This window comes from Hyphococcus aureus, from assembly GCF_042643165.1.
Taxonomy (GTDB): Bacteria; Pseudomonadota; Alphaproteobacteria; order Caulobacterales; family Parvularculaceae; genus Hyphococcus; species Hyphococcus aureus.
Genome location: NZ_JBHRSH010000001.1, coordinates 1554531 through 1574387 on the forward strand (window position 1 = coordinate 1554531; position 19857 = coordinate 1574387).

The 19857-nt window shown below is 58.7% G+C and carries 23 protein-coding genes and 1 tRNA gene; 15 read left to right on the forward strand and 9 right to left on the reverse strand.

Going from position 1 to position 19857, the window contains the following annotated elements:
• The first annotated feature begins 16 nt into the window (after positions 1–16).
• Positions 17–484, forward strand: coding sequence for a hypothetical protein (locus tag ACFOOP_RS07595; protein WP_379880295.1), 468 nt, complete (start codon positions 17–19; stop codon positions 482–484).
• A gap of 50 nt (positions 485–534) precedes the next feature.
• A complete protein-coding gene (locus tag ACFOOP_RS07600) occupies positions 535–1122 on the forward strand; it encodes a M15 family metallopeptidase (RefSeq protein ID WP_379880296.1) in 588 nt (195 codons plus the stop codon).
• A gap of 122 nt (positions 1123–1244) precedes the next feature.
• Here the strand turns inward: ACFOOP_RS07600 and ACFOOP_RS07605 are convergent, their stop codons facing one another.
• Positions 1245–1631, reverse strand: coding sequence for an endonuclease domain-containing protein (locus ACFOOP_RS07605; RefSeq protein ID WP_379880297.1), 387 nt, complete (start codon positions 1629–1631; stop codon positions 1245–1247).
• 250 nt (positions 1632–1881) lie between these two features.
• Between ACFOOP_RS07605 and ACFOOP_RS07610 the strand changes: the two genes are divergently transcribed.
• Positions 1882–2076, forward strand: coding sequence for a hypothetical protein (locus ACFOOP_RS07610; protein WP_379880298.1), 195 nt, complete (start codon positions 1882–1884; stop codon positions 2074–2076).
• A 32-nt stretch (positions 2077–2108) separates the two neighbouring features.
• A complete protein-coding gene (locus tag ACFOOP_RS07615) occupies positions 2109–2519 on the forward strand; it encodes an MAPEG family protein (RefSeq protein WP_379880299.1) in 411 nt (136 codons plus the stop codon).
• 11 nt (positions 2520–2530) lie between these two features.
• Here ACFOOP_RS07615 and ACFOOP_RS07620 read toward each other — a convergent pair whose 3' ends face one another.
• On the reverse strand, positions 2531–3250 hold the full coding sequence (locus ACFOOP_RS07620) for a sulfite exporter TauE/SafE family protein (RefSeq protein WP_379880300.1): 720 nt from the start codon (positions 3248–3250) through the stop codon (positions 2531–2533).
• A gap of 111 nt (positions 3251–3361) precedes the next feature.
• On the opposite strand from ACFOOP_RS07620, the gene ACFOOP_RS07625 reads away from it, so the two are divergent.
• From ACFOOP_RS07625 to ACFOOP_RS07640, 4 genes are all read left to right on the forward strand, one after another.
• Positions 3362–4237, forward strand: a complete 876-nt coding sequence (locus tag ACFOOP_RS07625; RefSeq protein WP_379880301.1) for a c-type cytochrome — start codon at positions 3362–3364, stop codon at positions 4235–4237.
• Positions 4238–4362: 125 nt separating this feature from the next.
• Entirely contained in the window at positions 4363–5652 is a 1290-nt protein-coding gene (locus ACFOOP_RS07630; RefSeq protein WP_379880302.1) for an O-acetylhomoserine aminocarboxypropyltransferase, read from the forward strand.
• Positions 5653–5749: 97 nt separating this feature from the next.
• Positions 5750–6229 carry a hypothetical protein gene (locus ACFOOP_RS07635; protein ID WP_379880303.1) on the forward strand — a complete coding sequence of 160 codons (480 nt, stop codon included), beginning with the start codon at positions 5750–5752 and terminating at the stop codon, positions 6227–6229.
• A gap of 128 nt (positions 6230–6357) precedes the next feature.
• On the forward strand, positions 6358–6693 hold the full coding sequence (locus tag ACFOOP_RS07640; protein ID WP_379880304.1) for a hypothetical protein: 336 nt from the start codon (positions 6358–6360) through the stop codon (positions 6691–6693).
• Between the two features lie 52 nt (positions 6694–6745).
• Here the strand turns inward: ACFOOP_RS07640 and ACFOOP_RS07645 are convergent, their stop codons facing one another.
• A complete protein-coding gene (locus ACFOOP_RS07645) occupies positions 6746–7681 on the reverse strand; it encodes an AEC family transporter (RefSeq protein WP_379880305.1) in 936 nt (311 codons plus the stop codon).
• Positions 7682–7788: 107 nt separating this feature from the next.
• On the opposite strand from ACFOOP_RS07645, the gene ACFOOP_RS07650 reads away from it, so the two are divergent.
• From ACFOOP_RS07650 to ACFOOP_RS07665, 4 genes are all read left to right on the forward strand, one after another.
• Entirely contained in the window at positions 7789–8457 is a 669-nt protein-coding gene (locus ACFOOP_RS07650) for a Fe2+-dependent dioxygenase (RefSeq protein WP_379880306.1), read from the forward strand.
• A 126-nt stretch (positions 8458–8583) separates the two neighbouring features.
• Complete coding sequence (locus ACFOOP_RS07655; protein ID WP_379880307.1) at positions 8584–9750, forward strand: aminotransferase; 1167 nt, start codon at positions 8584–8586, stop codon at positions 9748–9750.
• Positions 9751–9762: 12 nt separating this feature from the next.
• The gene (locus tag ACFOOP_RS07660) at positions 9763–10347 is read left to right on the forward strand and encodes a thioredoxin family protein (protein WP_379880308.1); all 585 of its coding nucleotides are present in this window, start codon (positions 9763–9765) and stop codon (positions 10345–10347) included.
• The gene (locus tag ACFOOP_RS07665; RefSeq protein ID WP_379880309.1) at positions 10347–11288 is read left to right on the forward strand and encodes a carbon-nitrogen hydrolase family protein; all 942 of its coding nucleotides are present in this window, start codon (positions 10347–10349) and stop codon (positions 11286–11288) included. Before ACFOOP_RS07660 ends, ACFOOP_RS07665 begins: the two co-directional genes overlap by 1 nt.
• A 17-nt stretch (positions 11289–11305) precedes the next feature.
• Here the strand turns inward: ACFOOP_RS07665 and ACFOOP_RS07670 are convergent, their stop codons facing one another.
• A complete protein-coding gene (locus tag ACFOOP_RS07670) occupies positions 11306–12487 on the reverse strand; it encodes an NAD-dependent epimerase/dehydratase family protein (protein WP_379880310.1) in 1182 nt (393 codons plus the stop codon).
• A 259-nt stretch (positions 12488–12746) separates the two neighbouring features.
• Between ACFOOP_RS07670 and ACFOOP_RS07675 the strand changes: the two genes are divergently transcribed.
• A complete protein-coding gene (locus ACFOOP_RS07675; RefSeq protein WP_379881537.1) occupies positions 12747–13433 on the forward strand; it encodes a phosphoadenylyl-sulfate reductase in 687 nt (228 codons plus the stop codon).
• 3 nt (positions 13434–13436) lie between these two features.
• Here the strand turns inward: ACFOOP_RS07675 and rfbA are convergent, their stop codons facing one another.
• The 5 genes from rfbA to cpdR all read right to left on the reverse strand — a co-directional run bounded on the left by rfbA (position 13437) and on the right by cpdR (position 17029).
• Positions 13437–14303, reverse strand: a complete 867-nt coding sequence (rfbA, locus tag ACFOOP_RS07680) for a glucose-1-phosphate thymidylyltransferase RfbA (RefSeq protein WP_379880311.1) — start codon at positions 14301–14303, stop codon at positions 13437–13439.
• A complete protein-coding gene (rfbD, locus tag ACFOOP_RS07685) occupies positions 14300–15166 on the reverse strand; it encodes a dTDP-4-dehydrorhamnose reductase (protein ID WP_379880312.1) in 867 nt (288 codons plus the stop codon). The genes rfbA and rfbD overlap by 4 nt, the downstream gene beginning before the upstream one ends.
• Before the next feature lie 44 nt (positions 15167–15210).
• Positions 15211–16278 carry a dTDP-glucose 4,6-dehydratase gene (gene rfbB, locus ACFOOP_RS07690; RefSeq protein WP_379880313.1) on the reverse strand — a complete coding sequence of 356 codons (1068 nt, stop codon included), beginning with the start codon at positions 16276–16278 and terminating at the stop codon, positions 15211–15213.
• 151 nt (positions 16279–16429) lie between these two features.
• A tRNA-Val gene (locus tag ACFOOP_RS07695) sits at positions 16430–16504 on the reverse strand.
• Positions 16505–16669: 165 nt separating this feature from the next.
• Entirely contained in the window at positions 16670–17029 is a 360-nt protein-coding gene (gene cpdR / locus ACFOOP_RS07700) for a cell cycle two-component system response regulator CpdR (RefSeq protein ID WP_379880314.1), read from the reverse strand.
• Between the two features lie 210 nt (positions 17030–17239).
• Here cpdR and ACFOOP_RS07705 point away from each other — a divergent pair, with 210 nt between their 5' ends.
• Together ACFOOP_RS07705 and ACFOOP_RS07710 are read left to right on the forward strand one after the other, a co-directional pair.
• Positions 17240–18145: an N-formylglutamate amidohydrolase gene (locus ACFOOP_RS07705; RefSeq protein WP_379880315.1), complete on the forward strand. Its 906-nt coding sequence runs from the start codon at positions 17240–17242 to the stop codon at positions 18143–18145.
• A gap of 399 nt (positions 18146–18544) precedes the next feature.
• A complete protein-coding gene (locus ACFOOP_RS07710) occupies positions 18545–19726 on the forward strand; it encodes a glycosyltransferase family 4 protein (RefSeq protein ID WP_379880316.1) in 1182 nt (393 codons plus the stop codon).
• Positions 19727–19857 lie beyond the last annotated feature (131 nt).

Genomic DNA, 19857 nt, shown 5'->3' on the forward strand with positions numbered 1-19857 from the left:
GAGAGGACTTCGTTTTATGAGATTGATTCTAAGTATTTTGGCCCTGACATTTATTGAGTGCAACCTTCAGACTGCGTCTGCGGAGGAATCCTTGATTTGTCCTTCACCTGAAGCTGGACGAGTAGCGTTCGCGAGCGGCGAAGCAAAATTATGGCCGAATTACTCCGAAGGTACGGCCGCGCGAGTCCAACGCCAGCATCCAGACACCGGCCTTTGGGCGCAAGCAAAGTTCATTGGTTGGGGTGCTGATAAAGTGGCTCTTTGCCAGTATTACAGCCATGTCGGTTTAGTGATGACTGCTGCTTATGTGGGGTATGAAATTGCTGAAGTTGTTGATGGGGCATATTGGCGCGAAGAATTTGTAGAAGGTTCGGAAGACATGGATCGACCCGGACGGGAAATGCTTGACGTATGCATGAAAAAAATTGATGGCGTTGCATTTCCAAGCACGGATTGTCTATTCAAATCAGTTAGCACCGAATAAATTCAGTGTTTAGCATAGGCGTTGTTTTCTTATTAACGCTGAGGCTTGCCGTGGCGCCGATCCATGAGCCTCAAACCTGCACCTATGTCGACTGGACATGGTCCGCGGCGGACCGACGGGCGGTTGATATCCGCGAGGTTGAAAAGCCTTACGCCGCGCTGACGGATGATGAGCGTGATGGGGCTACGGGCTGCTCCATCTGCCGTGAGGATCAGGTGGAGATTGCGCTGCCCGGCGTCGCGCCGTTTCAAATCTGCAAGGCGGTCGCGGAGGATGTGGAGGCGGCGCTGACGCGCGCGCTTGCGCGGGGTTTTGAGATCGAGACCGTCACCGGCTACCGCGTCGGGCGCTCGAAGGGCGTGCTCGACATCGACGGAAAACGCACAGAATATTCAAACCATTCCTTCGGTCTCGCCATAGATGTCAATGCAGAGAAGAACGGTCTTTATGATCGCTGTACGGAGTTTTCCGGTGAATGCCGTCTTGTTCGCGGCGGCGAATGGCGCCCCGATGCGCCCGGCGGCATTACGCCCGACGCGCCGCTCTATGAAGAGTTGATGGACATGGGCTGGAAATGGGGCGGCGAGCTTCCCGGCCGCCAGAAGGACTTCATGCATTTTTCGCCGTCGGGGGATTAGCTCCCTCCGTCAGCTTCGCTGACACCTCCCCCGTAAACGGGGGAGGAGAAGGTCAGCGCTCTGCGGCGCGCGCCCTCTTCCCCCGTTTAAGGGGGAAGTACCGGCGAAGCCGGGGATGGGGGCTAATCGGCGCTTTCGTCAGACGCTTGGTTTTTCAAAAAACGAACAGAGTTTTCCGCCGTCTCAAATATCTTTTCCAGAACGCCGTCCAAATTGTCATAGACCTCGTTGTTCCAGAACCGCAGAACCATCCAGCCATGTTTTCTCATAAACTCGTCGCGTGCGGCGTCGCGCTTTTGCGCTTCGGGAAAGCCGTGCTGTTCGCCGTCACATTCGATGACAAGCATTGCCTCAACGCAGGCGAAGTCGGCGACGTAGGGTCCGACCGAATGCTGTCGTCGGAAGCGGAAACCGCCGAGTTGATGGTTGCGCAGGCGCATCCACAAACGCCGCTCCGCCTCGGGCATCGTTTGGCGGAGAGTGCGTGCGTTTCGGTGGGGCCTGCGCATGGGTACAGATTAGCCCCCTCCGTCGCTTCGCGACACCTCCCCCGTTTGCACGGGGGAGGAGAAAGCCGGGCTTTGCTGAAAACTCCCTCTTCCCACATTTATGGAGGAAGTGTCGGCGAAGCGGGCGTTCGAGAATAACAGGGGGACGCAGGGGGCGGCAGCCATTATAACCCCATTCCGGAACCCGTGGATAAGTTTTCACCACTTTTCTTTTGGCCGTATGATGGGCGCATTGAAGGAGAAAAGTGTGATGAACCGTATGCGAATGATTGCGCCAGACGCCGGTGAAAGCGCGCCGCAAGTCCGGTTGGCGGAATCGTCCAAATGGCGCCAGATCGGCCTGCAGCCCAGCAACGGCGCGGGGCGGACGGAACGCGGCGGGCCGGAAGCGGCCTGTTTCACGCAAGCGGCTTGCCCGCTTGTTCCGCTCCCTGAACGCCCCTAAACCGGAACCCGGCTACAAAAAGGAAATCAACCATGCCTTATGCGCTCTTGTCTGTCGGCCTGATGGGCCTGTTGGTGTTTCTCCTCGGGTTCAATGTCAGCCGCATTCGCGGCTCGGTGATGCACACCCAGCATGAGCATGAAGGCGATCCGAAAAGCCCGCTCAGAAAAGCCATCCGCGCCCATGGCAATTGCATCGAATATGCGCCGACCTTGTCGCTGCTCATTCTCGCGCTCGGCCTGCGCCTGCCGCTGACGCCATGGTGGGTTGCGGCGCTGATGCTGCTCGCGGTCGCCGCGCGCTATATTCATGCGGTCGGGGTGCTGACGAGTGAGAGCATTCACACCGCGAACCCGCTCAAATTCATCGGCGCGCTCGGCACCTATATCACCGGCGCCGTGCTTTCCATTGTTCTGGTCGTTCACGCGGCGTCTTTGTTTTAGCGCCGGTAAGACTATCCGCCCAGATTCATCGTCAGAATGACCAGCCCCAGCACCAGGCATAATCCGTAGACCGCCTTTGACAGGGCCTCGGCTGAAATGCCGGCGGTGATGCGCCGGCCGATGAAGCTGGCGATGATGACGCCGGGAATGCTCGCGGCGCAGGTGATCAGGAGTTCCCGGCTCCAGAAGCCGGCGACCGCGTGGCCCGCCGCGATCATGATCGCCACGGGTAAAAAGAACGCCTGCGTCACCGCGAGGAACCGTTCGGGCGGCCAGCGCCGCATGGCGCCGTAGAAAATAATCGGCGGGCCCGGAATATTATAGGCGCCGCCGAGAATGCCGCCTGCGAAACCCGCGGCGAAGCGCCAGCGCCGGTCCTTGATCTCGAGCGCTGACGGGCGCGCCAGGGAGAACACGCTGAAGGCGATGATGATAATCCCGAGCGCGATCAGGAGCGGTCCGCGCGGCGCATGGGCGAGAAGAAAGACGCCGATCGGAACGCCGGCCGCTGCGGCGACGATCAGCCCCGCGGCCTCGCCCATGTGAAGTCCCTTCCGGTTCTGAAGCAGCATCACCGTGCTGAGCGAAATGCCGGTCAGCGCCACCAGCGCCGCGGCCGAAGGCGCGTCCATGACCAGCGCCAGCGCCGGCATGGCGACAAGGGCGAAGCCGAATCCCACGGCGCCCTGCAAGATGGCGGCGACAAAAAGGATAAGGAGAATCCAGACCATAAAAACGATTTAACCGGTTCCGCCCATGAGGAAACATCGTCATGCGCAGCAATCTGGTTCCCTTGCCGTCATTTGCTGCTAATCTGTCACGGCAATCGGGGGGAGCCGGCTTTGCGCATTCTGATTATTATCGCCGCTATATTGATCGCGGCGCCGCTTTTGGGGCTGGGCGGCGTTTATTTTGTAAGTGAGGCGAAGCTCCGCGACGTGACATACGATCCGGCGTTCGAGGCGCCGATCCCGACCGATGCCGCCTCTATCGAACATGGCCGCCATATTGCGCGCACGCGCGGCTGTTTCGGCTGTCACGGGCAACAGCTTCAGGGCAAGGATTTTGACGAGCAATGGGACTGGCCTGAGCGCGCCGTTGCGCCGAACCTGGCGCTTTATGCGCGCGAGCATGACGTCGCTACGCTGGAGGCCGCCATCCGGCAAGGGATCGGCGCAAATGGTAAGGGCTTGGTCTCCATGCCGTCTTATAATTTTGCGCGCCTGACGGACGAAGATCTCGCCGCGCTGATCGCGTTTTTGCGTTCGGCGCCAGTGGTGGAAATCGATTTGCCAAAACCGAAACTCGGCTGGATCGCGCGCTGGAGTTTTGCGACAGGCGAAGAGACGCATTACGAGGAATGGGCTGACCATGTTCCGGCCTTGCGCGTTGACCCGGAAGCGGAGCCGCAGCGCGCCCTCGGTGAATATCTCGCCATGACCATGTGCAATGAATGTCATGGGCTTGATCTGCGCGGCGCAACTTTGTGGGATGCAGTGACGCCGGATCTCATCATCGTCTCTGCTTATTCGCGAGACGAATTTGAAAAGCTGATCACGACCGGCGTCGCGATGAGCGGGCGGGAGTTGGGCCTCATGCGGCTTGTGGCGCCGGACCGTTTTCCCGAACTTTCAAAAGAAGAAATCGATGCGCTTTATCTACACCTTACAGCTCTTGCGGACGAGCCTGTCCCGGAAGGGGTGTTCTGGCGGCCTTGATCTGCTGCGCCCTTACAGCGTGCGGGAATCCCGTTTACGGAGCGTCGCTGATCTTCCGCTGCGTCGTCTTTCTCGCTATGGAAGCCGTGTAATTTTCCCGTCTGACGGGACCAGCGGAGAGAGACATGACCGACGAAACGCCGAGCTACAAATTTGAAACCGCCCAAATCCATGCGGGCGCTGCGCCGGACCCGACGACGAAATCGCGCGCGACGCCGATCTATCAAACCACATCCTATGTCTTCGACGATGTGGATCAGGCGGCGCGTCTCTTCAATCTCCAGGAATTCGGCAATGTCTATACGCGGATCATGAATCCGACCACGGATGTTCTGGAACAGCGGGTGGCTGCGCTTGAAGGCGGTACGGCGGCGCTGGCTGTTGCGTCGGGCCATGCGGCGCAACTGGTGGTGCTGCATACGCTGTTAGAGCCCGGTGACCATTATGTCGCCGCGCGTCAGCTTTACGGCGGCTCGGTGAACCAGTTCGATCACGCCTTCAAACGCTTCGGCTGGGAGGTCGACTGGGCCGACGGCGCGGACCCGGAAAGTTTCAAAAAGGCGGTCGGCCCTAAGACCAAAGCGATCTTCATTGAAAGTTTTGCCAACCCGGCGGGCGCGCCGACCGACATCGCCGCGATCGCCGCCGTTGCGAAAGAGGCGGGTGTGCCGCTGATCGTCGACAACACGCTGGCCTCTCCCTATCTCTGCCGGCCGATTGAACTTGGCGCCAATATCGTCGTTCATTCCCTGACCAAATTTCTCGGCGGACACGGCACCTCCATGGGCGGGGTGATTGTTGATGGCGGCAATTTCGACTGGGCGGCGGATGCGCGCTTCAAACATCTGGTCGAGGCGAACGCCGACTATCACGGCGTTGAGTTTTATCCGACCTTCGGGCCGATTGCGTTCGCCATCGCGTGCCGCGTCCTTGGGCTGCGTGCGCTGGGTCCGGCGATTTCACCGTTCAACTCATTCCTGATCCTGCAAGGGATCGAGACGCTTTCCCTGCGGATGGAGCGTCACTGCGAAAACGCCCTGAAGGTCGCCCAATATCTCGAAAATCACGACAAGGTCGCCTGGGTCGCTTATGCGGGGCTGCCCTCAAGCCCGCATCATGCGCTGATGAAAAAGATCGCGCCAAAGGGCGCCGGATCGGTTTTCACCTTCGGCCTGAAGGGCGGCTATGCGGCGGGCGTTGAGGTGGTGAAGGGGGTGAAGCTGTTCAGCCATCTCGCCAATGTCGGCGACGCCAAAAGCCTGATCATTCATCCGGCGTCGACAACCCACCGTCAGCTGACGGATGAACAGAAAGTTGCGGCGGGGGCGGGCCCCGATGTTGTGCGCCTTTCCGTCGGCATTGAAACCGCAGACGATATCATCGCCGATCTGGAACAGGCTTTGAGCCAAGCGTGAAGCGCGGCGTCTCGCCATTTTGTAATATCCGGCGCATGTGTGATCGCCGGAAAGCTGGTAATCTCCCCTTTGCAAATTTTGCCAAGGGGAGACTGAAATGAACAGACTTGCCGTTTTGACAGCCGCGTTTGCGCCGGTCCTGCTCGCCGCGGCGCCAGCGTTGGCGCAGATCAAGGAAAAGAGTCCGGAGATCGATCAGACCCGGAAAATTCCGCTACCCGCCGGTCGGGATTTAGCCTTGCCGGAAATCGCCAAGCCCGGCGTCCAGCGCGCGGCTGGCTGCATCAAGCATGAGCTCTATAATATTCAGTCGATCAATCGCTATGCGGTTTCCTTCACCATCGCGACGTCCACGGGCGATCAGACCTTTAATCTCGAAGCCGATGAGATCCGATATATTCCACCTTCGTCTGGCATGCCGATCGCATCCACGGCGGAAACATTGAAATGGACTCGTTTCCTGGACACATTCGAACGCGCCGCCGCAACACGCCGGCCAGTGTTGGTGGACTACGAACTTCCCTCGCGCGAGGTGTTCGGCGTCTATATTCAGTGGGAGGATCAGTGCGCGGATTAGGGGGCGAAGACCCTCAAATGCGTAAATAACCCATTGTTTTCTGAGGCTTAGCATGGGTGAGGATGCAATGGTGAACCAATGTTGCAATTGCGTGTTAGAATTCCGGACAGACCAATAGAAGGGGTTATATGATGAATACGAAACGACTGCTTATGAGCGCCGCCTTTGTTTTCGCTGCTACGGGCCTTGTCGCCTGCGGCGAGCCGACAGCGGAAGAACAAATGGAGGAAGCCGCTGACGACGCCGCTGACGCTGCGGAAGAAGCTGGCGACGACGCCGAAGAGATCGCCGACGAAATGGGCGACGCCATCGACGAGACGGCGGAAGATATTGAAGAAGCAGCGGAAGACGCCGCTGACGGCGCCGGCGATGCTGCGGAAGAGGCGGCTGACGAGTTCGGCGATGCGGTTGATGAAGCCGCTGAAGAGATGGAAGACGAAGTGGAAGAAGATCCGCAAGGGTAATTTCTGTCTTTAATAAAATGACAAAACCGGCGCCTTTTTGGCGCCGGTTTTTTTATGCGCCGACCAGCCAGAGTACGAAGGGCACTGTAAACGCGGACAAAATGACGCCGAGCGCGATGGCGCCGGAAACAGCGGCGAGACTGGCGTTGAACTTCACCGCAAAAAGATAAGGGTTCATGCCCGTGGGGAGCGCTGCGAAAAGCGTCACCAGCGCGATTTCTCTCGCCGGCAGGTGAAAGACAAAAGAGGCAAGCGCCCAGGCGATCAAGGGGAACACCGCCATTTTCAAAATCATGATCGTCGCGACGCCGACAGTATTGCCGCGTAAGGGATAGGCCGCGACCGCAAGGCCCAAAGCGAAGAGGCCGGTGGGGATCGCCGCGTCGCCGCCAAGATCGATAATCCGTTCGCCAATCGCCGGCATGGTCCATCCGCTGGCGTTCCACAAGGCGCCGGCGGTGAGCGCCAGCACCACTGGGTTCTTTGCTAGCGAGACGAGAACGCCCCCGGTCGTCGCGGCGATGTTGATCCCGCGTTTGGCGTTGGCGAGCTCCGCCCATAATGTGCCGACGAACCAGTGGCTTGCGGCGTGAACGGCGATGATCAGCGCGGCGATGATCAAGCCCTCTTCGCCGAAAGAGAGATAGGCGATGGAAAGACCCATCATGCCGAGATTGCCGAATGTCGAGGCGAAGGCCGCCGCCGATCCGCCCGCGTCACTGAGACCTTGAATGCGGTTTGCGCCAAAGGCGACAATGAGCCAGACAATCCCGGCGGCGACATAATAAGCGCCCCAGACGCCGGTCGCCGATACGGTCATGTCGACGGACTGCATTGTGCGGAAAAGAAGCGGCGGAATACAGAAATAAAGGACGAAGTCGTTAAGCCCTTTTGCGCCTTCGCGACCGATGAGCCCGATCCGGGCTGCGACGTAACCGCAAGCGATCACGAAAAAGACGGGCGCGACAATGGTGAGAATGGCGGTCATGGGGCTCTTTCTTGAGAGGAGCGATGTCACTAGTGCTGATAAATGTCGAGTATTTCGGCTAACCCGGCGTCTCGCCATCAGGGCGCGGCTCGCGCTATAAAGCGATCATGATCCTGACCTTTGAAGATATTCTTCCGCCTGAGTCGGTGCGCGATATACGGGCCGCCTTTGAACGCATTGCCTTCCGCGATGGCCGCGCCAGCGCCGGGGCTCAGGCAGTGCTCGTCAAGAACAATGAGCAAGCGATTCCCGGCGACGCCGAGGCTGAACCTTTCCGGAAAATGATCGCTGACACGATCTTCCGGCATCCGGAGTTCCGCCTTGCCGCTCGGCCGCTGAAGCTGTCGTCTATCATGCTGAGTCGATACAAGCCGGGCATGTCTTACGGCGCCCACGTGGATCATCCGATTTCCGGCGGCGGCGAGATGCGCCGCGATATTTCCTTCACATTGTTTCTCAATGACCCCCATGCCTATGACGGGGGAGCGCTTGTCATCATGGATGGCGCCGGGGAACTCGAAATCAAACTCCCGGCGGGATCGATGGTCATCTATCCGTCAACGACGCTGCATCGGGTTGAGGAAGTCACGCGCGGAGAACGTCTCGCCGCCGTCGGCTGGGCGCAGAGCATGGTGCGCGACGCCAAGAAGCGCGAGATTCTTTATGATCTCAATGTAGCGCGGCTGGACTTTTTTGAACATTACGGAAAGTCGAAAAACTCCGACCTCCTCGCCAAGGCGGCGGCGAATCTCTTGCAGATGTGGGCGGATGTTTAAGCGGCGTCCTTTAAGGACAAGACCAGACGGATTGAAGGCCGCAATATCGCTGACGTTGTTGAGGGCGTTTTACAGAGCCGCTGATTGCGAATGGCGCTTGTCCGCCGGTCCTGTTATTTAGGCGTCATGACCCGCTCCTTAAATCCCGTCTACTCCGCCCGCCCGCAATCCATCTTTCCCACCATGTCGCGGCTTGCGCGCGAACAGAATGCCATCAATCTCGGCCAGGGCTTTCCCGATGAGGACGGCCCCAAGGAAATTCTTGAGATTGCGGCGAAGGCGATCATCGACGGCCCGAACCAATATGCGCCGGTTGAGGGGTTGCCGGAATTGTGCGCGGCGGTGGCGCGGGACAATAAGCGGTTTTACGGTCTCGATATCGATCCGGACCGGGAAGTTCAGGTCACGTCCGGCGCCACGGAGGCGCTCGCCGCCGCGTTTCAGGGATATTTGGAGCCGGGCGATGAGGCGGTGTTGCTGGCGCCGTTTTACGAGTGCTACGCGCCCCAGATCGAAGCGGCAGGCGGGCGCGTCAAATTTGTGGACCTTGTTCCACCTGCGTGGCGCCTTGAGGCTGCGGCGCTTGAAGCGGCGATTACAGCGAAGACCAAACTGATTGTCATCAACACCCCGCACAATCCGCTCGGCAAGGTCATGAGCAGGGTGGAGCTTGAGATCGTCGCTGACGCGGCGCGCCGGCATGATCTTATCGTCATTTGCGACGAGGTTTATGAGCATCTTGTTTTTGACGGCCAGCCTCATATTCCATTGATGAGTTTGCCTGGCATGAAAGAGCGGTCGATCCGCATTGGCTCGGCGGGCAAGACGTTTTCTCTTACCGGCTTTCGCATCGGCTATGTGACGGGACCGGCGCCGCTCATCACCGGGCTTATGAAAGCCCATCAGCATCTTTCCTATACGTCGCCGGGCCCTTTGCAAAAAGCGGTGGCGGCGGGGCTCGCGATGGATGACGATTATTATGAGCGCTTCGTGCGCGATATGCAGGCGAAGCGCGATCTGCTTGCGGAGGGTTTGAAGGCGGCCGGCTTCGATGTGCTTCCTTGCGAGGGCACTTATTTCCTGACAGTGGATATTCGCTCCGTGGGGAGGGATGACGACGCAGCGTTCTGCCGGGAGATCACTGAAAAAGCGAAGGTCGCGGCGGTGCCGATCTCTGCGTTCTATCATCCCTCACAATCGGGCGCGCCGCAAAATTATGCGCGTTTTTGCTTCTGCAAGCGGCCTGAGATATTGCAGGAGGCGTCGGCGCGGCTTGCGCGCTATTTCGCTTAAGAAAGGTCAAGCATGATGAAAACGGGCCTGTTCTGGATGCTTGCCGGCGCCGCGCTTTTCAGTGGTTGCGTCAAGGCCGTCACAACGAGCGTCGGCGCTGCGGCAGGCGTGACGAAAACGGCGGTGAAAACAACAGCGGGGGTTTCCGGCGATGTGGTCGAGGCCGCTTTTGAGCCGCGCGATCATGATGACGATCCGCGTCCCTTTGACGACAGCCGCAACGCCATGGCTGATGTGAACGCCGCCCTCAATGCTGCGCAGACCAGCGGCAAAAATGTCCTGCTCGTTCTTGGCGGCAATTGGTGCCATGACAGTCGCGGACTGGCGGCGAAATTTCAGCGCGATGAACTCGCGGCGGTCATCGCCGACGGCTATGAGCTTGTTTACGTGGATGTCGGTTATCGTGATCTCAATCTCGATGTTCCGGCGCGCTTTGGCGTGATGGAGCTGCTCGGCACGCCTACAGTGCTGATTGTGTCGCCGGACAGTAAACTGTTGAACCGCGAGAGCGTTCACGACTGGCGCACCGCCGATTCAAAGCCTTATGACGAAACCCTTAATTATTTTCGGCGCTTTGCCGGAAGCGGCGGGATGTGATGCTTGAGATGAAAGCGGCGGCGGTGCAGGCGGCGCCGGTTTTATTCGATACGCCGGCGACCCTTGAAAAAGTTGAGGCGCTGGCGGCCGCGGCGGCCGAGAATGGCGCGAATTTCATCGTTTTTCCGGAAGCGTTTATCGGCGGCTATCCGAAAGGCAGCCATTTTGGCGCGCCGGTCGGTTCCCGCTCGGCTGAGGGGCGCAGCCTTTTTCGCCAGTATTTTGAGGGAGCGATCGAGGTTCCCGGACCAGAGACAGAACGGCTGGCCCGGCTTGCCGGCGCGATCAAGGCCGATCTTATTGTCGGCGCTATCGAACGCGCGCCGAAAAGCGAAGGCGGCGGCACGTTGTACTGCTCGGCGCTGGTTTTTTCCGCAGACGGAAAATTCTGCGGCCGGCGCAAAAAATTAATGCCGACGGCGGCGGAGCGCGTGATCTGGGGGTGCGGCGACGGCTCCACCCTCGACGCTTTCGATGTGCGGGCGGGACGGGTGGGCGCGGCGATCTGCTGGGAGAATTTCATGCCCATGCTGCGCATGAGCCAGTATGCGCAGGGTGTTGAGCTATATTGCGCGCCGACTGTTGATGACCGGGAAAGCTGGGCGTCGCTGATGCGCGTCGTCGCCCTTGAGGGGCGTTGCTTCGTCATTTCCGCATGCCAGTTCATGCGGCGCTCGGATGCGCCGCCGGATTTTCATCCCATCCAGGGCGATGCGTCGGAAACTGTGTTGATCAACGGCGGCAGCCTGATTGTGTCGCCGCTTGGCGACATTCTCGCCGGTCCGTGTCATGGCGAAGAAACAATTCTCTACGCCAATCTCGACCCGGCGGAAATCATCAAGGGAAAAATGGATTTCGACGTCGCCGGACATTACGCGCGGCCTGATGTCTTCCAGCTGCAGGTGAACCGTATGCGCCAATCACCGATGAGTGACGCATAAGGCTCTGCGTTTTTCCTTTAAGCCTTACCCTGCTGTTCTGTCGTCCAGTATGAGACGCACGGGATTTTTGTTTTGTCGCAGCGGTCAGCGTATTTTCTGGCGATCTCAGTGACCTCTTCAAGCAGGCCTTCCTCGAGAGTGATGGGATCGAGGCCAAGGCCCAGGAGCCGCTGGTTTTCAACATTGAGCTCGTTTTCCGCATCTTCCTTGCGCGGATTGTTCACATATTCAATGCCGGCGCCGGTCTTTGACTCGATAAGCTTGGCGAGATCGCGCACCCGGTGGGTCTCGGTCATCTGATTGAGGATGCGCACGCGCTCGCCATGCTGCGGCGGCGTTTCAATCGCCAGCTCAATACACTTTACAGTGTCCTGAATGTGGATGAAGGCCCGCGTCTGGCCGCCGGTGCCGTGGACAGTCATAGGGAAGCCGACTGCTGCCTGCATCAGGAAGCGGTTCAACACGGTGCCATAGTCGCCGTCATAGTCGAAGCGGTTGATCAGGCGTTCGTCTTTCTTGGTCTCTTCTGTTTGCGTGCCCCAGACAATGCCCTGATGGAGATCGGTAATCTTGAGGCCGTCATTCTTGTTATAGAACGCGAACAGCAATTGGTCCTGGGTCTTGGTCATGTGATAGATCGAGCCCGGATTTGCTGGATACAAAATCTCTTGGCGGATCTCTTCGCCCGAATCGGTTTCGATCTTGATTGGCAGATAGCCTTCGGGGATCTTCATCCCTGCGGTGCCATAGCCATAAACGCCCATGGTGCCGAGGTGAACAAGATGGGCGTCGACGCCCGACTCAACAATCGCCGCCAGCACATTGTTCGTGGCGTTCAGATTGTTATCCACCGTATAGCGCTTGTGATAGGACGACTTCATGGAATAGGGCGCGGCGCGCTGTTCGGCGAAGTGCACGATCGCGTCAGGCTCGAAATCCTTGATCAGGTTCATCAGCCGCGAATAGTTTTTCGCCGCGTCGATGTTTTCAAACAGGATGCGCCGGCCCGAGACTTCTTCCCAGGCTTTCAGGCGGGTCGAGACCGGCTGGATCGGGGTCAGGCTTTCGACCTCAAGTTCAATGTCGATCTTGCGGCGAGAGAGATTGTCCACAATCACCACATCATGGCCCAAATTTGACAGATGCAGCGCCGTCGGCCAGCCGCAAAATCCATCGCCCCCAATCACCAGGATCTTCATATCGCTTCCTACTCGTCTAAAATTTCAATCTTAAGGTCTTCACCCGTGGCTGCGCCAGAACCGTCAAATGTCCACCTGCATATGGGGGCCGCGCCGCCGTTCACGCCGTCATAGAGCCCCCCATGCTAAGGGGCAAGACTATGCCCGAACGCTCCGCCGTTGCACCCGGCCCGATCCCCAGCTAGCCTTTGGTGCATTGCGGAAAAGGCACGGGTGGCGCGCCCGGGCGCGGGACAAAGGAAAAGCGTCCTTGGTTGATGTGGAAGACAGGCTGGGCGCGCTCAACGCGTTATATGAGGGCAGAAGCGCCGCTGCGATCATTGACCACGCCGTCCACGAGGCGTTCCCCGGCCGGATCGCTTTTGTCTCCTCCTTCGGGGCCGAATCGGCCGTGCTTTTGCACCTGATGGCCTCGGTCGATCCCTCGATTCCGGTCCTTTTCCTCGACACCAACAAGCTCTTTGGGGAGACGGTGCGTTATCGGTCGCGGCTGCAACACCAGTTCGGGCTTGAAGATGTGCGGGTGATTGGCCCCAGAAAAGCCGACCTGGAGCGTGAAGACCCCCAGGGCACGCTGTCCATGCGCGATCCCGACGAATGCTGCCGGTTGCGCAAGGGCGAGCCCTTGACCCGGGCGCTTACCGGGTTCGACTGCTGGGCCACAGGCCGCAAGCGCCACCAGACCGATTTCCGCAAGGACATGGATGTCATCGAACATGATGGCGACGCGTATAAACTCAATCCGCTCGCCGCATGGACCCGCGCCGATATCAAGGAATATTTCTCAGCCCACAAACTGCCCGAGCATCCCTTGGTGCGGCAGGGCTATTTCTCCATCGGCTGCATGCCCTGCACTTCAAAAGTCGAGAGCGAAAATGACGCCCGCGCCGGACGATGGGCGGGACAGGCGAAAACCGAATGCGGAATTCACACGCCTAAAAAATAAATGCTATTCAGCGGCAAGGCGTAAGAGATATTGTCCGTACTGATTTTTCTTCAGCGGTTCGGCGAGCGCTTTTAACTGGTCGCGATCGATGAAGCCGGAACGATAGGCGATTTCTTCCGGGCAGGACACTTTAAGGCCCTGACGGGTCTCGATGGTCTGGACGAAATGCGCCGCTTCCAGAAGCGATTCATGGGTGCCGGTGTCGAGCCAGGCGAATCCGCGACCGAGCATTTGAACGCGAAGCTCGCCGTCATGCATGTACATTTCGTTGAGCGTTGTAATTTCCAGTTCGCCGCGATGGGATGGCTTCACGGCTTTGGCGCGCTCAACGACGGTCTCATCATAGAAATAAAGTCCCGTGGCGGCGTAATTTGATTTTGGTTTCGCCGGTTTTTCCTCGATGGAGATGGCGTTCCCGTTGGCGTCGAATTCGACGACGCCGTAGCGTTCCGGATCGGTCACCTGATAGGCGAAAATCTCCGCGCCTTTCTCCAGCGATGCGGCGGCGCGCAGTTGTTTCGTCAGGCCTTGTCCGTAGAAAATATTATCGCCGAGCACGAGCGCGCATTTATCGCCGCCAATAAAGTCCTCGCCAATGATGAAAGCCTGAGCGAGCCCGTCTGGAGAGGGCTGGATGGCGTAGCTGATCTTGATGCCCCATTCCGAACCGTCGCCGAGAAGCCGTTCGAAGGCCGGGCTGTCTTCAGGCGTGGTGATGATGAGCATATCGCGGATGCCAGCAAGCATCAGAACGCTCAATGGGTAATAAACCATCGGCTTGTCATAGACCGGCGTCAGCTGTTTGGAGACGCCTTTGGTCACCGGGTAAAGCCGTGTGCCCGAACCGCCGGCGAGAATGATCCCCTTCATTGCGCTTGTCCTTCTTTTTCTAATGCAGCGAAGACCCGGCGCAGTTCTGTGCGCCAGTCCGGCTGGGCGACCCCGAAATCGCGCTCCACCTTCGCGCAGTCAAGCACCGTGTAGAGAGGGCGCGTCGCTGGGGTTGGATAGTCTTCGGTTTTTATGTGCGAAACCTTTACGGAAAGGCCGGCGATCTCGAAAATTTTCTCGGCGAAGCCGGCCCAGCTCACTGCCGGAGCGCCCTGAAAGTGATAGAGGCCCGCGCCCGGTGCGCCGCGATGTTTCTTTCCGGCGATGGCGATGATTGCGCGGGCGATGTCGGCGGCGGCGGTTGGGCCGCCAATCTGGTCGGCGACAATGGTGAGCGCATCGCGCTCGGCGCCGAGGCGCAGCATGGTTTTGACAAAGTTGCCGCCATATTCGGAGAACACCCAGGAGGTGCGGAGGATGACCGCGCCGGGATGAGCGTTCATGACGGCGCTTTCCCCATCGCCCTTCGTGCGGCCGTAAACATTCAACGGATTGATGGCGGCGTTTTCATCAAGACGCGCTTCAAAGGTTCCATCAAAAACATAATCCGTCGAAATATGAATGAACGGAACGCCCATTTCAGCGGCCGCCACAGCCATTTCCGCGGGCGCTTCCATGTTGAGGCGGCGCGCCGCCGCCTCATCCGTTTCGGCTTTGTCTACAGCGGTATAGGCCGAGGCGTTGACGATAATGTCAGGTTTGTTCGCCGTGATTGCATTGCGCGCCGCGCCCGCTTGCATCAGGTCAGCCTCATCGCGGCCAAGGGCGATGACGCCTTCGCCGCCGATGTCTTGCAAGGCCCGAGCGACCTGTCCGTTTCTGCCAAAAACCAGCATGCGCATGACGCGTGTCGTCCCCCTTGGACTTGATTGCCTGTAGGTTTGGGTTAGGCGCTTTGCTTTAAGCCTGATTTCAGGCCCTGACGTTTGGCGACATCGAAGCCGTCCTGGCGGATCTTTTCCCACCAGTCGCGATTGCCGAGATACCATTTCACGGTGTCGCGCATGCCTTCTTCAATCGTGTGCGCCGGCGTCCAGCCCAATTCACGCTCAATCTTGTCGCAATTGATAGCGTAGCGGTGGTCGTGCCCGGGCCTGTCGGTGACGAATTTAATGAGCCCCTTATGCGGCGCATGAGGAGATGCTTTCAGCTCCTCATCAAGGACTTCGCAGATCATATGAACGAGATCGAGATTGGTGCGCTCTGCGCGCCCGCCGATATTGTATGTTTCTCCGGGCTTGCCTTCACGCGCAGCGAGAAGAAGCGCCTCAGCGTGGTCTTCGACATGGAGCCAGTCGCGAATATTGTCGCCCTTGCCATAGATCGGAATGTCGCGGCCTTCGAGGGCGGCGATGATCACGACAGGAATGAGTTTTTCCGGAAACTGGTACGGCCCGTAATTATTCGAGCAGTTGGTGACGATGACCGGAAGGTCGAATGTCTCGCGCCAGGCCCGCGCCAGCATGTCGGAGGAGGCTTTGGCGGCGGAGTAGGGCGAGTTCGGCTGATAGGGCGAGGTTTCCGTGAACTCGCCTGTGGGGCCTAATGATCCGTACACCTCATCTGTTGAAATATGGTGGAAACGGAAATCCTTCGGCGCATGGCCGCTCGCCTTGTAGCCGCGTGCGGCTTCAAGCAGGCTGTAGGTTCCGACGATGTTGGTCTGGATGAAAGCGCCGGGCCCATCAATGGAGCGGTCCACATGGGTTTCGGCGGCGAGGTTCATGACCGCGTCCGGCTTGAACTCGTTCATCAGCCTCGCCATGGCGGCGAAATCGCAGATGTCTTCCTGCGCAAACTGATAACGCGCATTGTCGGCGACCATGGCGACATTTTCGGGATTTGCGGCATAGGTGAGTTTGTCCACATTCAGGACATCGTCGCCCCTCTCGATCGCGCGGCGGACAACCGCCGATCCGATAAAGCCGGCGCCGCCGGTAACCATAAGCCTCATGGCCGTCACTCCTTGTCGTTCTCAGCCAGATAATATCCTCGCGTTGCAGCAAGAATTACGCCGCAAGATTCCCGCGATGGGTGTCTAACACAGGCCAAGCGTCTTTGTAGCAGCCCTGAGGGAAATCGGGGGTTAATCCGGAGGAGAGAAGTGGTGGGCGCACGTGGTTTCGAACCACGGACCTCTACCATGTCAAGGTAGCGCTCTACCCCTGAGCTATGCGCCCGAAGCGGGACGGGCCCCGCGTCGAAGGGGTCGCTCTCTAACGGGAAACTTTGAGGCGCGCAAGCCTTCCCGTGCGTGATCAGGAAAAGTGGAAAGCGGTTTTCCGGTTCGACCGCGCGACTGCAAATTTCCGGGTCGGGATCGTCTTTGAGGTTAATTCCGGTCGTCAGGCCGCGACCACACGCTCAACCTCATGGACGAGGTCTTTGAGGTGGAACGGTTTGGACAGGACCTTGGCGTCCTCCGGGGCCTGGTTCGCAGCGTTAAGCGCCACGGCGGCGAAGCCGGTGATGAACATGATCTTCATTTCCGGGTCGATTTCGGTGGCGCGGCGGGCAAGCTCAATCCCGTCCATGACCGGCATCACGATGTCGGTGAGGAGGAGGTCGAATTCGCGCAACTGCAACTCCGTCAGCGCTTCGTCCCCTTGTGCGGCGTCGATGACCGAATGGCCCGCCCGCTCCAGCGCCTTTTTCAAAAAGCGCCGCATGGAATCGTCGTCTTCAGCCAGTAAAATCGCCGCCATTTACGCTAACCCTTGTAATCCGGACCCTTCAGGGCGTTGATTGTCCTATATGGGGATCGATTGAGGCCCGATCCGCCGTCTGACTTCAATTTCTGCAAAAACCGCTCCGCTGAGGCTGGATTAACAATATGGCCTTAACGAATCCTGCAACTTCACGCTAACATGACGTAAGTCGTTTTGAATTCAAGTCTGATGGAGCCTGCCGCCGCAATGAAGCAGGATATGGAAAGAGAAGGGCGATTTCCCTCGCCCCGGGCGGTCGAAGTGCTGGCCCCGCCGGCGGTGCGTTCACCGCTGATCTTCGCGTCGCCTCATTCGGGCCGCGAATATCCCGGCGAGCTGTTAAAGAATTCCCGGCTTGACCGGCACTCTTTGCGCCAATCCGAAGACAGCTATGTGGACCTGTTGTTTGATGAGGCGCCCCATTTCGGCGCCCCGCTGCTGCGTGCGCTGTTTCCCCGGGCCTATGTGGATGTGAACCGATCACGCGATGAGCTCGATCCGCGCATGTTCGCCGATGACGTGCCGAAAACCTCCGACAGCCGGTCTAGCCGGGTGATTGCGGGCCTCGGGGTCATTCCCCGCATCGTCGCGGATGGGCAGGATATATATGGCCGCAAGCTCTATTATCTTGACGCCCGTGGGCGCCTGGCGGCCTGTTACGATCCCTATCATCGCACTTTGCGCGGCCTGATTGACGAATCCCGGGGCCGTTTCGGCTGCGCCATTCTGATTGACTGCCATTCCATGCCGTCCGCTGGCGGCGCCCCTTTCCGGGCGGGCGAGCCTCGTATCGACTTTGTTCTCGGGGATCGTTTCGGGTCTTCCTGCGCCCCGTCGATTATCCGTTTTGTGGAGGATGTCCTGACCGGCATGGGCTATCAGGTGGCCCGAAATGCGCCGTATGCCGGCGGCTATGTGGCGTCATCTTATGGCCGGCCCCGCAGCGGCGTTCATGCGCTCCAGATCGAGATCAACCGCGCCCTTTACCTTGATGAGCGGCGCATTGCCCGCACCGAAGGTTTTGAGCCTCTTCGTCGGAACATGATTTCGCTGATGGAGCGCCTGACAGCATTCGATTCGGATGATTTGCGCTTGCCGCAGGCGGCTGAATAGCGCAAAATCGATAGACCGGCGGCTCAAAAATAAAAAAAGGCCGCGGCAGAGCCGCGGCCAAAGTCGTTAGGGAGGAAACGCCCAAGAACTGGGCAGCAGCACCGAAGCGCTGCAAGATCGTTTATAACACTAACTATTATTGCGACGCAACAAAAAATTTTGCAACGCAGCATTCTTTGGGCGCAAACCGGCTGAACTGAGAAGGAAGCCAGATTTTCCGCCAGTTTTCCCCAGAATTGCGCCTCCGGCCCTGATCCAAACGTGGTTTTTCAAGCACCCCCCTGAGCCGTAGAACCCCAGTCCGGGCGCTGGAGATTGTCAAATCGGTCACGGCGCCTTACGCCACGCGGTCTCCTTAACCATCTTACTCGCCGCCCCACTCAGGACAGGTGCCCCGCAATGAGCGACAGCCCAACCCGGACCGAACCGATCGAAAAAAAGAAAAGCGCTCTGCGCCGCCTCGGCTCGGGTGTGGGCCGGCTGACGCGCGTTAAGCAGAAATTCGATATGCCCAAAGGCGAGCAGGGGCTGAAAATCGTCATCGCGACTGACGCCTGGAAACCGCAGTTGAACGGCGTTGTCAGAACGCTGGACACGCTCGGCAAGATCCTCACCGATTTCGGCAATGAGGTTCTTTACGTCACGCCAAACGAATTCCGTTCGGTGCCGCTGCCGTCCTATCCAGAGATTCGTTTGTCATTGATGCCGAACCGCAAGGTGTCGAAGATGATTAACGAGTTTCAGCCCGATGCTGTTCATATCGCGACCGAAGGCCCCATTGGCCGCGCCGCGCGGCGCTTCTGCAAGCGCCGTGGTTACCCGTTTACGACCAGCTTTCACACGCGCTTTGCCGAATATGCCAATGAGCGCTGGAAAGTGCCCACAAGCTGGGGCTACGGCATTCTCAAGGATTTTCACAAAGACGGCGAAACCATGATGGTGGCGACGCCGGGCCTTATGGCGGAACTGAAAGAGCGCGGCTTCACCAATATGAAATTGTGGGCTCGCGGCGTCGATCTGGAGCAATTCACGCCAGGCGATCGCTCTTTGCTGGATAAATATGAACGCCCTGTGTTTCTTTATGTTGGCCGGCTCGCTGTTGAAAAAAGCATCGAGGATTTTCTCGAGGCAAAGCTCCCCGGGACAAAAGTTATCGTCGGCGAGGGACCGCAGCGAGAAGAGCTTGAAGCGAAATATAAAGACGCGGTGTTTACCGGCCCGAAATATGGCGACGAGCTGACAAAATATTATCAGGCGGCGGATGTTTTCGTCTTTCCCTCGCGCACTGACACGTTCGGTCTCGTTAACGTTGAGGCCCTTGCCTGCGGCGTGCCCGTGGCGGCCTATCCTGTGCGGGGCCCTCTCGAAATTCTCGACGGCGCTCCGGCGGGATGCGGCTCCATGGATGAAGATTTGGCCAAGGCGTGCATCACCGCCTATGAAAACCGCGATCCCAAGGCCTGCCGCGAATGGGCTGAGAATTTCTCCTGGGAGGCCGCTTCGCGCCAGTTTATCGCCAATCTCGAAACGCCGGGCTTTGACGAAAACTTCTGGTTGCGCTCAGCAAAGATGATCGACTGATCTGTGCCGTTGCGAAACACATGGCGCCTCTTTCCTGCGTCCCTTTAGGGCGCGCGCACATCCTCCACGCGTGAAACGCGCCTATTAGGCGAGCGAATTAGAAGGGGTTCACGCCTCCGGCATGGTGTTTG

Excerpts from the sequence above, each read along its gene's own strand:
- ACFOOP_RS07595 (WP_379880295.1), top strand. The coding sequence starts at position 17 with ATGAGATTGATTCTAAGTATTTTGGCCCTGACATTTATTGAGTGCAAC.
- ACFOOP_RS07605 (WP_379880297.1), bottom strand. The coding sequence starts at position 1,631 with ATGCGCAGGCCCCACCGAAACGCACGCACTCTCCGCCAAACGATGCCC.
- ACFOOP_RS07610 (WP_379880298.1), top strand. The coding sequence starts at position 1,882 with ATGAACCGTATGCGAATGATTGCGCCAGACGCCGGTGAAAGCGCGCCG.
- ACFOOP_RS07615 (WP_379880299.1), top strand. The coding sequence starts at position 2,109 with ATGCCTTATGCGCTCTTGTCTGTCGGCCTGATGGGCCTGTTGGTGTTT.
- ACFOOP_RS07620 (WP_379880300.1), bottom strand. The coding sequence starts at position 3,250 with ATGGTCTGGATTCTCCTTATCCTTTTTGTCGCCGCCATCTTGCAGGGC.
- ACFOOP_RS07630 (WP_379880302.1), top strand. The coding sequence starts at position 4,363 with ATGACCGACGAAACGCCGAGCTACAAATTTGAAACCGCCCAAATCCAT.
- ACFOOP_RS07635 (WP_379880303.1), top strand. The coding sequence starts at position 5,750 with ATGAACAGACTTGCCGTTTTGACAGCCGCGTTTGCGCCGGTCCTGCTC.
- ACFOOP_RS07640 (WP_379880304.1), top strand. The coding sequence starts at position 6,358 with ATGATGAATACGAAACGACTGCTTATGAGCGCCGCCTTTGTTTTCGCT.
- ACFOOP_RS07645 (WP_379880305.1), bottom strand. The coding sequence starts at position 7,681 with ATGACCGCCATTCTCACCATTGTCGCGCCCGTCTTTTTCGTGATCGCT.
- ACFOOP_RS07650 (WP_379880306.1), top strand. The coding sequence starts at position 7,789 with ATGATCCTGACCTTTGAAGATATTCTTCCGCCTGAGTCGGTGCGCGAT.
- ACFOOP_RS07655 (WP_379880307.1), top strand. The coding sequence starts at position 8,584 with ATGACCCGCTCCTTAAATCCCGTCTACTCCGCCCGCCCGCAATCCATC.
- ACFOOP_RS07660 (WP_379880308.1), top strand. The coding sequence starts at position 9,763 with ATGATGAAAACGGGCCTGTTCTGGATGCTTGCCGGCGCCGCGCTTTTC.
- ACFOOP_RS07665 (WP_379880309.1), top strand. The coding sequence starts at position 10,347 with ATGCTTGAGATGAAAGCGGCGGCGGTGCAGGCGGCGCCGGTTTTATTC.
- ACFOOP_RS07670 (WP_379880310.1), bottom strand. The coding sequence starts at position 12,487 with ATGAAGATCCTGGTGATTGGGGGCGATGGATTTTGCGGCTGGCCGACG.
- rfbA (WP_379880311.1), bottom strand. The coding sequence starts at position 14,303 with ATGAAGGGGATCATTCTCGCCGGCGGTTCGGGCACACGGCTTTACCCG.
- rfbD (WP_379880312.1), bottom strand. The coding sequence starts at position 15,166 with ATGCGCATGCTGGTTTTTGGCAGAAACGGACAGGTCGCTCGGGCCTTG.
- rfbB (WP_379880313.1), bottom strand. The coding sequence starts at position 16,278 with ATGAGGCTTATGGTTACCGGCGGCGCCGGCTTTATCGGATCGGCGGTT.
- cpdR (WP_379880314.1), bottom strand. The coding sequence starts at position 17,029 with ATGGCGGCGATTTTACTGGCTGAAGACGACGATTCCATGCGGCGCTTT.
- ACFOOP_RS07705 (WP_379880315.1), top strand. The coding sequence starts at position 17,240 with ATGAAGCAGGATATGGAAAGAGAAGGGCGATTTCCCTCGCCCCGGGCG.
- ACFOOP_RS07710 (WP_379880316.1), top strand. The coding sequence starts at position 18,545 with ATGAGCGACAGCCCAACCCGGACCGAACCGATCGAAAAAAAGAAAAGC.